This is a genomic window from Cytobacillus sp. T106 (assembly GCF_040492155.1).
GTDB lineage: Bacteria > Bacillota > Bacilli > Bacillales > Cytobacillaceae > Bacillus_AB > Bacillus_AB infantis.
This window is the reverse complement of the sequence record NZ_JBEUMK010000002.1, coordinates 1-12,702: the sequence shown is the minus strand read 5'-3', so window position 1 is coordinate 12,702 and position 12,702 is coordinate 1. Positions and strand designations below refer to the sequence as shown.

At 44.4% G+C, this 12,702-nt stretch carries 14 protein-coding genes and 3 riboswitches; of the genes, 2 read left to right on the top strand and 12 right to left on the bottom strand.

The window, feature by feature from the left end; all coding sequences use genetic code 11:
- Nucleotides 1-7 precede the first annotated feature (7 nt).
- The 9 genes from ABU165_RS04375 to ABU165_RS04340 all read right to left on the bottom strand — a co-directional run bounded on the left by ABU165_RS04375 (nt 8) and on the right by ABU165_RS04340 (nt 7,518).
- Nucleotides 8-496: a hypothetical protein gene (locus ABU165_RS04375; protein ID WP_022544601.1), complete on the bottom strand. Its 489-nt coding sequence runs from the start codon at nt 494-496 to the stop codon at nt 8-10.
- A gap of 102 nt (nt 497-598) precedes the next feature.
- Nucleotides 599-979, bottom strand: coding sequence for a PH domain-containing protein (locus tag ABU165_RS04370; protein WP_353762562.1), 381 nt, complete (start codon nt 977-979; stop codon nt 599-601).
- A gap of 252 nt (nt 980-1,231) precedes the next feature.
- A complete protein-coding gene (gene kdpDN, locus ABU165_RS04365) occupies nt 1,232-2,380 on the bottom strand; it encodes a KdpD-like non-kinase potassium sensor (RefSeq protein WP_148949997.1) in 1,149 nt (382 codons plus the stop codon).
- 71 nt (nt 2,381-2,451) lie between these two features.
- Complete coding sequence (kdpC, locus tag ABU165_RS04360; protein ID WP_148949998.1) at nt 2,452-3,033, bottom strand: potassium-transporting ATPase subunit KdpC; 582 nt, start codon at nt 3,031-3,033, stop codon at nt 2,452-2,454.
- Nucleotides 3,034-3,060: 27 nt separating this feature from the next.
- On the bottom strand, nt 3,061-5,076 hold the full coding sequence (kdpB, locus tag ABU165_RS04355) for a potassium-transporting ATPase subunit KdpB (protein ID WP_318059975.1): 2,016 nt from the start codon (nt 5,074-5,076) through the stop codon (nt 3,061-3,063).
- 142 nt (nt 5,077-5,218) lie between these two features.
- Nucleotides 5,219-6,880 carry a potassium-transporting ATPase subunit KdpA gene (gene kdpA, locus ABU165_RS04350; RefSeq protein WP_396349961.1) on the bottom strand — a complete coding sequence of 554 codons (1,662 nt, stop codon included), beginning with the start codon at nt 6,878-6,880 and terminating at the stop codon, nt 5,219-5,221.
- A gap of 32 nt (nt 6,881-6,912) precedes the next feature.
- Nucleotides 6,913-6,990 (bottom strand): potassium-transporting ATPase subunit F, encoded by a 78-nt coding sequence (locus ABU165_RS04345; RefSeq protein ID WP_083783119.1) that lies wholly within the window; start codon nt 6,988-6,990, stop codon nt 6,913-6,915.
- Complete coding sequence (locus ABU165_RS25160) at nt 6,990-7,097, bottom strand: hypothetical protein (RefSeq protein WP_009794614.1); 108 nt, start codon at nt 7,095-7,097, stop codon at nt 6,990-6,992. The genes ABU165_RS04345 and ABU165_RS25160 overlap by 1 nt, the downstream gene beginning before the upstream one ends.
- A gap of 19 nt (nt 7,098-7,116) precedes the next feature.
- The gene (locus ABU165_RS04340; RefSeq protein WP_318059637.1) at nt 7,117-7,518 is read right to left on the bottom strand and encodes a hypothetical protein; all 402 of its coding nucleotides are present in this window, start codon (nt 7,516-7,518) and stop codon (nt 7,117-7,119) included.
- Between the two features lie 430 nt (nt 7,519-7,948).
- Nucleotides 7,949-8,091: riboswitch (cyclic di-AMP (ydaO/yuaA leader) on the bottom strand.
- Between the two features lie 212 nt (nt 8,092-8,303).
- On the opposite strand from ABU165_RS04340, the gene ABU165_RS04335 reads away from it, so the two are divergent.
- Nucleotides 8,304-8,708: a Na-translocating system protein MpsC family protein gene (locus ABU165_RS04335; protein ID WP_374703153.1), complete on the top strand. Its 405-nt coding sequence runs from the start codon at nt 8,304-8,306 to the stop codon at nt 8,706-8,708.
- 130 nt (nt 8,709-8,838) lie between these two features.
- A riboswitch (cyclic di-AMP (ydaO/yuaA leader) is annotated at nt 8,839-8,978 on the top strand.
- A gap of 32 nt (nt 8,979-9,010) precedes the next feature.
- A riboswitch (cyclic di-AMP (ydaO/yuaA leader) is annotated at nt 9,011-9,154 on the top strand.
- Between the two features lie 96 nt (nt 9,155-9,250).
- Nucleotides 9,251-10,597 carry a type I glutamate--ammonia ligase gene (glnA, locus tag ABU165_RS04330; RefSeq protein WP_148950002.1) on the top strand — a complete coding sequence of 449 codons (1,347 nt, stop codon included), beginning with the start codon at nt 9,251-9,253 and terminating at the stop codon, nt 10,595-10,597.
- Nucleotides 10,598-11,246: 649 nt separating this feature from the next.
- Here the strand turns inward: glnA and ABU165_RS04325 are convergent.
- The 3 genes from ABU165_RS04325 to ABU165_RS04315 form a co-directional block, all read right to left on the bottom strand.
- Nucleotides 11,247-11,438 carry a superinfection immunity protein gene (locus ABU165_RS04325; RefSeq protein WP_009794622.1) on the bottom strand — a complete coding sequence of 64 codons (192 nt, stop codon included), beginning with the start codon at nt 11,436-11,438 and terminating at the stop codon, nt 11,247-11,249.
- A gap of 77 nt (nt 11,439-11,515) precedes the next feature.
- Nucleotides 11,516-11,989 carry a GNAT family N-acetyltransferase gene (locus ABU165_RS04320; RefSeq protein WP_009794623.1) on the bottom strand — a complete coding sequence of 158 codons (474 nt, stop codon included), beginning with the start codon at nt 11,987-11,989 and terminating at the stop codon, nt 11,516-11,518.
- 131 nt (nt 11,990-12,120) lie between these two features.
- Nucleotides 12,121-12,576: a GNAT family N-acetyltransferase gene (locus ABU165_RS04315; RefSeq protein ID WP_009794624.1), complete on the bottom strand. Its 456-nt coding sequence runs from the start codon at nt 12,574-12,576 to the stop codon at nt 12,121-12,123.
- Between the last annotated feature and the right edge of the window lie 126 nt (nt 12,577-12,702).

Below are 12,702 nucleotides of genomic sequence, written 5' to 3'. Positions count from 1 at the left end.
TTACTCTTCAAGCTAAATACGGAGATCGAAACTCCTCAACAAACAGCCCCGCCTCCAGGACATTCCTCCGGGCTTGGGGGCAATCCTTATTCGTACCAATAAACATATAATAGTCATAACCAAAATGAACAAAAAACTCTTTTCTGAAGCTTAATTTACACCAGACAGCTTCCCTCAAGGTTAACCTCGCCATTTCCGTGATTTCTTCTTTCCGGACGGCTTTCCCTATCCAGATATCTGAGAGGAAAAGCAGTTTCTCCTGGACCGCTGCCGCTTCCGTCCACATCTCAAGAGCATTAACATAAAGTCTGTCCACTCCCGCCTCATCCATAAAAGCAGTGATGGCTTGAATATAGTTTGTTTCAGTACGCAAGTATTCCTCTTCACCGACCTTGGTGCCTACCTCTGAAAAACTAGTCCATTCGCTGTCATCGAGATAATTGCCGTATGCATCCCTTTTTTGAGGATCATATTTTGTCACTCTATAATAATTCACTATGCACCTTCCTAACGTTAGGGTATGGGGAAAGTGCCAAGGGGTCAGGTCCCCTGGCCCTACTTCAAAAAGTGAGCCAAGGGACCTGTCCCCCTGGCTCCTTCAATCTTGTATGGTGATGCCGGGACATCGCTTTTTTAACTCAGCAATAAACTCCCTTTTCTCTTTTGGAGAAATTTTTATACTTCCGAAGGCTGTTGTTTTGTTGAAAATTTCAAGGGCATCCCTCGATGACAGTATTCTGTATCCAGTAAAAATATCATTTGCAGGAGATACCTTTATTATATTTTCGTAAGAAATCCTGCTTCTAAACGGCCCGCCTTTTATAAATAAGTAATCTTTATAGAAAATATATTTAACCGAAAAAGCAGTCCATAAAATAAAACCCGTCACTAACAGGAAAGTTGAAGCAAGTATCAGAACCGCTGGCAATTGGGTGCCGCCTTCAATGAATAATGGGAAGAATGAGCCAAAAGCAATCACGAGCACCGCAGCCAGAATTAAACTAGTAAAAAAAGCATCTATTTTTGAACGAAACACCATAAAAAGCACCTCCCATAAATAAATATCTTATTATATACGTTTTAATAAAATGAAAGTTTCAGACTTGGTAGGTGACCCAAGAGGCCGGGGGGACAGGTCCAGTGGCCCAGCCTTAAAAGTGAGCCAAGGGACCTGTCCCCTTGGCCCAAGGAGGCAGTGGGCCCACCCGGCAGCCCAGCCCACCCCCGGCCCCTATCTCCCATCCGCCACGATATGGATGTCTATGTTGGATGTTTCTCTCATGATCATGTTGACGATGGATCCTTTTTTGATTTCCTCCCATCGGGTCCTGGCTGACTGGCCTAAGAGTATTTGGGTGACATTCAGTTTTTTTGCTACTTCAATGATGACAGCTGCAGGTTTTCTGCTGCGTTTCTCTTCTAATATTATTGTCGCGTTAAACTGTTCTGCGAGCATTTGCCATTCTTTTATTTTCTGCTCATTATCCGGACTGCTATCACTGCGTTTTTCTGCGGTTACATTCAGGATGTATAGTTCAGCTTTCATCCTATGGGCCATCCGCCAGCCCCGCCTTATTAATTTTTCGGCAGTGGGGCCGTATTGGACGCAGACAAGTATTTTCTCGTTCACACCGATAGGGCCGTTTTCGAGGCTGCCGCTGATCTGCTCGATCCTTTCATCAACATCGTTGGCAATCTCCCTTAGAGACAATTCACGCAGGGCTGATAGATTATTAATCGTAAAGAAATGGGACAGGCTTTGTTCGATTTTCTCTGGTGCATAAATCTTTCCGTCCGAGAGTCTCTTCCGCAATGTTTCCGGCGGGATATCAATCAGCTGAATTTCATAGGCCTTTTGCACAAAGGTGTCCGGGACCCGCTCTCTTACCTTAACCCCTGTAATTTGCTGGACGATATCATTGACGCTCTCGAGATGCTGAATATTCACGGCAGAAAAAACATCAATCCCGGCATCGAGGATAAGGGAAACATCCATATACCTTTTTGGATTTTCAGATCCGGGGATGTTAGCATGAGCCAGCTCATCGACAATGACAAGATCTGGTTTCCGTTCTATGATGGCCTCTACATTCAGTTCATAAAACTTCTTCCCCTTATAGGGAATAATTTTTATAGGAACCTGTTCAAGGTCTTTGATTTGCTCCTCCGTCTCTATACGGCCATGGGTCTCTATGAAGCCAATGACCACATCTTTGCCCTCTTTCTTCCAATCTGAAGCATCTTGCAGCATTTTATAAGATTTGCCGACTCCAGGGGCTGCCCCTACATATAATTTAAGTTTTCCGCGGCTGGATTCAGTGATTTCATGAAGAATCTCTTCAGGTGTTCTTCTTCTAAAATAAGGATGATTTTGTTTCATTCCCGTCACCTCGATTCAAGATCCGCATACGCAAAAGGCACCCTAACCAATATGATTAGGGAGCTTTTTCACTACTGCAATAATTTATCCAAGCCAAGATTAAGCATCAGAACATTAACACGTTCTTCACCAAACATGCCCAGCTCTTTGCCTTGGGTGTTTTCTTGGATCAGCTTTGTTAATTGGTCTTCCGATAGCCCCGTTTCATCTATGATTCTGTTAACCTGGGCCAGCGCTCCCTCTACTGAGATATGGGGATCCAGCCCTGAACCTGAGTCAGTAACTAGATCGACCGGCACCTCACTGATTGGCGTATCAGGATTAGCTGTTTTCCAGGAATCTATTGACTCTTCAACCCGCTGGAGCAGATCTCCATTGGAAGGGGCATAGTTATTGGAACCGGATCCTGCCCCGTTATATTCAATAGCTGAAACCCTTCCATGGAAGTATTTCGGATTTGTAAAATTTTGTCCAATCAATTCAGATCCAACCACTTCATTCTGTTCGTTATAAATCAAGCTTCCTTCTGCTTGATCCGGCATGATGGCCTGTGCCATTCCAGTTGTCGCAATAGGGTATATCAAGCCGGCGAGGATCATGATGGTAAAGCTGGACCTGATGATTGGACCAATAAGCTTTTGTTTTTTTTCCATCAGTAACTTCCTTCTTTCATTTATAGGTTAGATAAAAATTGAGACGAGCATATCTATTAGCTTGATTCCGATGAACGATACAAGGACACCGCCCAGTCCATATATGGTTAAATTTTGTTTCAATAAGCTGTTGGAGCTCATCGGTTTGTATGCGACCCCTTTCATGGCAAGCGGGATCAGCAATGGAATGATGACTGCATTGAAGATCAAGGCCGAAAGGATGGCGGACAATGGCGTTGACAGACCCATGATGTTCAAAGCTGACATCTCCGGGATGGCCAGCATGAACATGGCCGGGATGATGGCAAAATATTTCGCGATATCATTGGCGATACTGAACGTCGTCAGTGCTCCGCGGGTCATAAGCAATTGCTTTCCTATGGAAACCACTTCAATGATCTTGGTTGGATTGGAATCGAGATCCACCATATTGGCGGCTTCTTTGGCAGCTGTTGTACCGCTGTTCATCGCAAGGCCCACATCTGCCTGGGCCAGAGCAGGTGCATCATTGGTGCCGTCGCCTGTCATGGCCACTAGCTTCCCTTGGGATTGCTCATACTTGATCACTTCAATCTTATCTTCCGGTTTACACTCAGCGATGAACTCATCCACACCCGCTTCCTTTGCTATGGTGGCAGCGGTCAGAGGATTATCGCCAGTTGCCATGATTGTTTTAATGCCCATTTTCCGTAGCTGGTCAAAGCGTTCTTTCATTCCAGGCTTCACTGTGTCCTTCAGATAAATCAGGCCCAAGATTTTTCCTTCCATCGCAACGGCCAAAGGTGTACCGCCTTCACGGGCAATTTCCTTTGCTTCTTCATCCAGATCAGCCGGAATCTTTCCTCCCTGGGCCCTTATCCAGCTTTTGACTGAATCGACTGCCCCTTTCCTCACCTGGCGGCCATCCTTCAGATCGATCCCGCTCATTCTGGTCTCTGCCCTGAACTCAATGACCTGGCCTCCTGCAGCCACCGAACCATCGAGCCTGCTGCCTTTTTCCTTCAGCAATTCTATGGTGGAGCGCCCTTCAGGTGTTTCATCATGCAGGGAGCTGATCCCTGTCCAGTAGTGGAGCTCTTCTAAAGAAGCATCTCCCACTGGGATGAAATTGCTCGCCATCCGGTTCCCAAATGTAATCGTACCTGTCTTATCCAGAATAATCGTATTGATGTCCCCTGCAGCTTCTACTGCTTTCCCTGACATGGCAAGAACATTGAACTGGGTAACACGGTCCATCCCCGCAATGCCGATTGCCGACAGCAGTCCCCCGATCGTCGTCGGGATCAGGCAGACAAGCAGTGAAATCAGTACAGGTATTGCAAGCGAGAACCCAAGGTAATTCGTGAAAAATGGAAGAGTGACAACCACGATCATGAAAATTAACGTCAAGCTTGTGAGCACAGTGTTCAAAGCAATTTCGTTAGGCGTTTTCTGGCGTTCTGCTCCTTCTACTAATGAAATCATCCGATCTAAGAAAGACTCGCCAGGATTGCTGGTGATTTTCACTATAATCTGGTCACTGACCACCCTTGTTCCGCCCGTAACAGAATTGAAATCACCGCCAGCTTCCTTGATGACAGGAGCCGATTCACCCGTGATGGCTGATTCATCCACAGACGCCAGGCCTTCGATGACCTCACCGTCGCCGGGAATCATTTCACCCTGTGAAACCACGACTATGTCGCCTTTCTTGAGAGATGTTGAAGCCGTTTTTACTGTTTTTCCATTGGCTTGCAAAAGGTTTGCTGTAATTTCCTGTTTCGATTTTTTCAAAGAATCAGCCTGCGCTTTTCCGCGTCCTTCTGCCAGTGCTTCAGCAAAATTCGCAAATAACACAGTAAACAGCAGGATCAGGGCCACGGTGATATTGAACCACGGTTCAACCTCGCTTCTGCCAAAGGCATCAGGCGCAAAGCATAAGATCAGTGTAATGATGAAACCGATCTCCACCACGAACATAATCGGATTCTTCCCCATTTTTCTCGGGTCAAGCTTCGTAAAAGAATCCTTAAGCGCCTGAACCACCATCGCTTTATCCATCATTTTATTTTCATCCTTATTGTCTTTATGGTTAGGCTGCTGGGGAACATGGGGCTGAAAAGATTTTTTGTCCTCTTTGCCATGCAGCCCTGCAGCTTGATTTGCTTCTTTTAACACATGATTAGCCATGATTATTCACTCCCACCTACAATGTCAGATATTCTGCGACTGGCCCCAATACAAGTGCCGGGAAGAATGTCAGTGCACCTACAATAAAGAAAGTACCGGCCAGAATCACTCCGAAAAGAGGGGTATCTGTGCGGAAAGTCCCGATTGTCTCGGGAACAACCTTCTTCGATGATAGTGAACCAGCGACAGCCAGCATGGTGACAAGCCCAAAGAATCTTCCTGCATACATGACGATGCCTGTTGAAATATTCCAAAATGGTGTTGCATCCCCAAGCCCTTCAAAACCGGATCCGTTATTGGCAGCGGAAGAGGTATATTCATACACAACCTGTGAGATTCCATGGAAGCCGCTGTTTGAGATGGCTCCGGCACCAAGCGGCGTATACAAGGCAATTGCAGATGCACCCAGTATCAAAAGAGGATGCATAAGCATTGTTAAGGCGATGAGCTTCATTTCCCGCCCTTCTATTTTCTTGCCCAGGAATTCAGGTGTACGGCCCACCATCAGCCCTGAGAGGAATACGGCAATCATGGCATACATGATTACATTGATGAATCCTGCTCCAACCCCGCCGAATACTGTATTTAAGAGCATGTTGGAAAGGGCCAGCATTCCGCTTATAGGTGTCAGCGTATCATGCATCGTGTTGACGGCACCTGTTTCAGAGGCTGTTGTGACAAGCGCATAGAAGATGGATTGGCCTGTGCCGAACCGGACTTCCTTCCCTTCCATGCTGCCTTGATCTGTATTAATTCCCAGTGCATTCAATGCAGGATTGCCTTGATATTCATAGAACAGGGCAGTGCCAAGGAATACAGTGAAGACCATCAGCATTGATACAAACAAGACACGTCCCTGTTTGGCATTTCCGAGCATTTTTCCATATGCAAACGGCAAAGCAGTCGGCAATAGGAACATCAGCAATATTTGAATGATGTTGCTGATAGCATTCGGATTTTCAAACGGATGAGCTGAATTGACTCCAAAAAAACCGCCGCCATTATTGCCAAGTTCTTTGATGGATAAAAATGTCCCGACAGGTCCGCGCGCGATCTCCTGGGCAGTCCCCTCGATCGTATTGACTGTTACAGTAGGCTCCAATGTCTGCGGAACCCCCAATGCGACCAGAATTAATCCTGACACAATGGCGATTGGCATCAAAACACGCGTAATGGCTCTGAATAAATCAACAAGGAAGTTTCCAATTTCTTTTCCAGACAGCGCCCTGACAAATGCGATGGCAGCTGCCAAAGCCGTTCCCGGCGCCGCAAACATCATAAACAGAATTCCAATCATCTGCCCGAGATAGGAAAGGCCCGACTCACCGCTGTAATGCTGCAGATTGGTGTTGGTCATAAAGCTGATGGCTGTGTTAAAGGCCAAGGTTGGATCCATGCCAGGATTCCCGCTCGGATTCAAAGGCAGGATGCCCTGCAGCCGGAAAACCATATAGACTAGGAGAATCATAAATCCATTGGCTAAAACAAGCGTCATGGCATACTGCTTCCATGTTTGGTTTATCTTTTTGATACCGCTGATTTTAAAGAGAATGTTTTCGATCGGGCCGAACACTTTATCCAGCCCTGTTTGGCTATAATCAAAAGCCTTTGCCAGATAGATGCCGGCAGGCTTTGCTATCAGAATCACCGCCGCCATAGTGACAATGATTGAAAGAATCGTCGTAATCACCTTTTTTTACCCCCAAGTAGTTAAAATTTCTCCGGATTAAGTAATACATAGAATAAGTACAATGTAGTAAACGCCGTAATGCCAAGCAGCAGAACCATTATTTATTTTCACTTCCTTGCTCTACGGCTTCAGCGGACCAACTGGCAAGTCCGAGCATTAAAGCCGGCAGGATGATGAAAAGGCTGACCATGATAATGTCCGACATTTTGATAACCTCCTGATTTCTAACTTAATAGACATGAAATATTGCTGCTTTTGGAATACACCACATATTTTGCTCCATATGCGCAATAAAGGCGCATTGGATAGCCATGAACCGTGGCATCGACAATGATAGGTGCACAAGTGCTGTTCCTGATGACCTTCAGCAGGGTGCATGTTTCTGCAATCTCACTTTCAAAGACAATCACCTTCCTGAACCGTCCCTGGAGAATCAAGTACTCATCTTTGAGGCCGAACTCCACCACACGCTGATGGCCCCTGCTTTTTAAAGCTCTGATCACTTGAGGATCAGATGAAACAAGGCAGCATGAATGCGAATCGCTCAAATGGCTTTGTACCCGCAGGAGCACTTCTTCATTTGGAATGCAGACAAGTATGGCATCCTCTGTTTGAGGCAGTGTCAACACAGTTACCTCCCTTCTTTTTTAAAGCCCTGATTTACTCGTTGCTCAGAGATCATCAAAAAGCATTATCATGCCTGAAAAGTTGTGAAAGCGTTTGTTCTCAGCTGAAATACTGGAAATAAAAACCATATTCTGAATACAAAAAGAGACCAATGATTACTTCTCCCCCAATATGAATCCAAGAGCACAGATCATCCGCATCTTTGTCCAGATGCAAAAAACTGCATAGAAAAATCTCTTGTTCATTTGGAGAAAAAGCACCCATTGGTCTACTTAACACCCAGCCGGCTGGCATCAGCCCTCTATGTGTTCTGTCTTCCATGTTCACTTTTTCAAGATAGGCATAATAAAAAGACCTTCTTATCACTCAAGCTGCCCTGTCCGTTGTTTGACACAACAAAAATGGGCCCCCTGAAAAGGCGGTCTCTATGACCTCCTTCGCTTTAGCCGACGAAGTTAGCTGACGGGTAGGATGGCGAAAGAGTTTGAATCTCATCCCTTCTGCAATAGCAGAATTAACCCCAGTTGATTGGTTCCTCCGTTCTCGTTTCCGAGACTAGGCCGAATATTGAGTTGTTTGATTGCTGTTTACGAAAGCAATCGTACTCCTGCTCAAGGAAAATGTAAATCTTAAAAAAATGCCATATTTGGCTGTTTTTTTTGATATTGAGGATTTTTCTTTAGTTTTTCTCTTAAATGCTGACTAATTAGCTGTTTTTCGATGTTTTTTGAAATTCATATTTTTATTGACTTTAGCAGTGCCTCTCACTAACATAAACCTTGAAATTCGCTATAACTTTGAAAATCTCAGGGAGGAACTGGAATTGCAATCTTCTAAACGACGATTAGAGGCTGAATTAAGTGAAGCATTCATCAAGCTGCAAAGGGAGCTGATCGGCCGCGGGCCGCAGGAGACCAGGACATATATTGTGGAGGATATGGTCATTGCCAGATTCAAAGGTGTCCTGACTGTGGAAGAAAAGCACCTGGTTGAACATGAAACCGGCAGGCAGCTTGTCAAAAAGATGCGGCAGGTTCTAAGAGAAATGTACAGCACGAACATTGAGGAGATAGTCGAAAAACATACCAAATGCAAAGTCCTTTCAAGCCACAGTGACATCAGCACCAAAATGGGAGAACGCATGGAAGTGTTTGTGCTCGATAGAAACCTGGAAAAATGCCTTGAGTAAAAAAGTTGTATTTCTTTAAAAAAGAGAGCATTTTCGAGAAAAGTGGATTTTTCTAAAGAAATTCAATCCTAATTTCTTATTTTCCGGGTTTTTCCTTTATGCGAGTGGAGATTATCATAAATCCTAATTCTGACCTGATCCGCTGAATCCATACAGAACGGAGGACCCAACTGATTATTCCAGAATAATTATGGGGTGAAGCCGAAAGGCCGGGGGACTTCTGCCTTCCGAACCCGTCAGCTAACTTCGTAAGCGTTGCAGGAGAGAGGAGCGATATCCATCCAGCCTGATTACAATTATATAGCACTGAAACGCTGAATCTTATTGAGCGGGGGAACCAACTTTTGACTGCATGCTGCAGTCTTGGGGTGAAGCCATGAATGGCAGGGAGACTCTTACCTTCCTAATCCGACAGCTAACTCCGTAAGCGTTGTTTAAGAGAGTGATCGTTGCCATACAAGCACACGTTTGTTTACCTGTGCCTAAGCTGCGGAGAATACTCTCCGCAGCTTTTTTAATTTTAGTAAAAGGGGATCGTGCCGATGACTCAGGTATCAGAGCAAAACAAAAATTATATTAAAATAAAAGAAGCCCAGAAAAAATATCATATAGAACTTCTTCATCTTCAATTTGTTGATTTAGAAGGAGTCCTTAAGCATGTGACCATTACCTTTGATCAGCTGGACGATGCCTTAGAGGGGAAAATCATGTTCGATGGCTCCTCCATACAAGGTTTCAGCCCTATCAACCAATCAGACTTATACCTTAAGCCGGACATAAACACTTTTTCCGTCATTCCATGGTCGATAGAAGAAGGATATAGTGAAGCCAGGCTTTTGTGCAGCGTGGCCAATCCTGATGGCACCCCATTCGAGGGTGACCCCCGCAATGTACTGAAGAGGACGGTCGAGAAAGCGGCAAGCTATGATTATTCAATCAGCATCGGTCCGGAACTGGAATTCTTTTTATTTGGGATGGATGAGAGTGGCAATCCTACGACAGTTCCTCAGGATAGCGGAGGATATTTCGAACCGGCCCATGACCTGGGTGAAAAAGTCCGCCTGGAAATCTACCGGACCTTAAAGGCCATGGGATTCAAGATTGAGGCCTCCCACCATGAGGTCGCAATGGGCCAGCATGAAATTAACTTTAAGTTCATGGATGCCCTGGCATCAGCCGACAATGCCACCACATATAAATGGATCGTGAAAAATATCGCCAAAAACTTCAACTTGCACGCCTCCTTCATGCCGAAGCCAGTCCAGGGATTGAACGGTTCCGGCATGCATGTGAATATTTCACTGTTTAAAGACGGGCAGAATGTATTTTTTAACGAAAATGATCCAAACGGACTCTCGGAAGATACTTATTATTTCATAAACGGCCTGATGAAAAACATTGCGACTCTTACAGCCATCACCAATCCGACAGTCAATTCCTATAAGAGGCTTGTCCCGGGGTTTGAAGCGCCTTGCTATATGGCCTGGTCCACATGCAACCGGTCGACCCTGATCAGAATTCCCTCATCACGGGGAGCCGCAACCAGAGTGGAAGCACGCCATCCCGATCCATGTGCAAACCCTTACCTGGCTTTTTCGGTGATTGCAGAAGCAGGGCTGGAAGGAATCCGATTAAAGCAAAGGCCTGCCGATCCCATTAATGAAGACATATACAGCATGCCCGAATCCAAAAGAGAATTACTCCGGATCAGCCACTTACCGGACAATCTGGAAACAGCACTCGATTTATTGGCAGACAGCCCTCTCGCAAGAAAAATTCTCGGCGATCACATTTTCAGGAAGTTCATTTCTCTAAAAAGAGCTGAGTGGAAGGAATACCGGAACACAGTGCACGACTGGGAGCTTAAGAGGTATCAGATGAAGTTTTGAAGATGTGGGGCCGGGGGGTCAGACCCCTTGGCCCAGTCTCAAAAAGAGCCAGGGGGTCTGGCCCCTTAGCTCTTTTTCTGTAAAAAATTGGTGATTACGAGACTCCAATTGATTAAAATAAAAGATAGATTGAGAGCGGGGAGGAATCTAATATTAAATCGCTGATTGGGAGAATAATCTCAGCAACAGGCATACTGTTTTTCATTTCTTTGCCACTTACCATCTTTTTGGTCCTATTTTTGACTGTTATGTCCACAGACGCAGATGAAAAAGGGGCTATAACATTTAGCCTCCTGCTGCCGGCTGCCTATATCATCCTTGTTTTAATTTACATAGTCCTAGTTTCCCTTAAGCAATTTCTTTGGAACAAGTATCAGATAGGACAGAGAATACTTAATAACTGGGAAAAGTACAAAATTGTGATTATTATAGCAGGCATTATTTTAATCATGCTATTCCGCGGTCCTCTGATCGCTATTCTTAGTATATGGTTCATTGATTGGGTTTCTGAAAAAATGAAGAATTGGAAAGCATCTACGGTCTGGTTCTTTGCCCTTGCTCCATTCATATTGCTTATTATTTATATTTTATTGATTGTAGGCATGGTTGGTTAAAAAGGCCGGGGGGTCAGACCCCTTGGCTCTTCGTCCTATCTTCCCAATACATTCCGCTGATCCTTCCTGACGGCTAAAAATAAAGCTGCAAACCAACCTATCAAACTCCACCCTAAGAATATATTTATGAAGTATATTACTACTCTGTTAGACTTATTTTTTCTCTTGGCTATGATGCTAGGGATAAAATAAAAAACTACCCCAATAAGTAAAGGTATAATTTCCATTAAAACTCTTCCCCTTCAGTTTGTTTGAGTCCGCAGATACCGTGGGGACAGGCCCCTTGGTTCTTACCCAGCAGCTATTACAATATAAACTCCATTTTTCTGCTCTTCGTTGTCATCCCAATAGACCTGTAAAATTCAATGGCAGATGCATTTTCCTCAGATACTCCCAGTTCAATACTATCAACTTGGAGGCTTCTCCCAAGATCGAAAATGTATTCAGTAAGTTTTTTTCCGATACCTTTCTTTCTTTGTGCTTCAGCAACACATAAACTCTTTATATACAATATCTTCCTCGCCTTAACAAAAGTATTTTCCTTTACTTCTTCTTCCTTTGCCACTGTAACACCGACAATTTTATTAGATATCACAGCCACAAAAATATGGTGTTTTCCATCGATTAATTGGCTTTGAAAAAAACCCCTTTCGACTGGAGCCAAATTTTCTTTGTACAAATCGGGTCTTACATCAACATGGAATTCATGAACCTGTCTAAATAAAGGCAGCAATGACTCATAATCACTTTGATTGGCATTTCGAATTTGTATATCCATATTTCTCTACCTTTCATTGATTTTCTAAAGGTAACCAGCCCTATTGTTGTTTAAGAAAAGCCACTTGGGATTTCGCAGCTGTTCGGAGATATATGCACTCTTAGGGCGGGTTTGAACAGGCCCCTCGGTTCTTACCTATGCCCCTCTTTACGCGCCTGTATATATCCATAATAACCACAGGTGCCATTCTGGGATAAGTCTTTCACTTCAAAACCGCAGGTCTCATAGAATTTGAAATTGTTTGCTGAAGTATGTGCAAACCAATCTCCATGAGGAAGCTTCTGTACACATAGTTCAACAAGTTTTTTTCCTATGCCCCTTCCGCGATATTCTGATAGAACAGCCAAATCCATTATATTTGCAACCATGATCTGGTCAGAAATCACTCGTACCATTGCAATTATTCTGTTCTGATCCCAAACTGTAAATGCCCAGGTTGAGTTTTGGAATATCAAAGTAAACTTCTCTTTCTGCCAGGATGGCGTATTCCTTGCCCATCCGGCATCTTCAAAGAGAGCTTCAACTCCATCAGCTGGAACACCCTCAGTACCTTCCCGAATTACCAATCCATTGAAATATTGATACATATGTATTCCCCCTTTATAAGGCTTAACCTGATTTATTCTCGTTGCTGTCTGAAATTCCCTTTATTTTTAAGTGCGCCAGGGGGACAGACCCCTTGGCCCACTCTCAAAAAGAGCCAAGGGACCTGT

Coding starts and splice junctions, on each gene's coding strand:
- kdpDN (WP_148949997.1), bottom strand. CDS start 2,380: ATGAAACAAAATCATCCTTATTTTAGAAGAAGAACACCTGAAGAGATT.
- ABU165_RS04325 (WP_009794622.1), bottom strand. CDS start 11,438: ATGGAAATTATACCTTTACTTATTGGGGTAGTTTTTTATTTTATCCCT.
- ABU165_RS04345 (WP_083783119.1), bottom strand. CDS start 6,990: ATGGTTCTGCTGCTTGGCATTACGGCGTTTACTACATTGTACTTATTC.
- ABU165_RS04315 (WP_009794624.1), bottom strand. CDS start 12,576: ATGTATCAATATTTCAATGGATTGGTAATTCGGGAAGGTACTGAGGGT.
- ABU165_RS25160 (WP_009794614.1), bottom strand. CDS start 7,097: ATGTCGGACATTATCATGGTCAGCCTTTTCATCATCCTGCCGGCTTTA.
- kdpB (WP_318059975.1), bottom strand. CDS start 5,076: ATGATGGATAAAGCGATGGTGGTTCAGGCGCTTAAGGATTCTTTTACG.
- kdpC (WP_148949998.1), bottom strand. CDS start 3,033: ATGGAAAAAAAACAAAAGCTTATTGGTCCAATCATCAGGTCCAGCTTT.
- glnA (WP_148950002.1), top strand. CDS start 9,251: ATGACTCAGGTATCAGAGCAAAACAAAAATTATATTAAAATAAAAGAA.
- ABU165_RS04320 (WP_009794623.1), bottom strand. CDS start 11,989: ATGGATATACAAATTCGAAATGCCAATCAAAGTGATTATGAGTCATTG.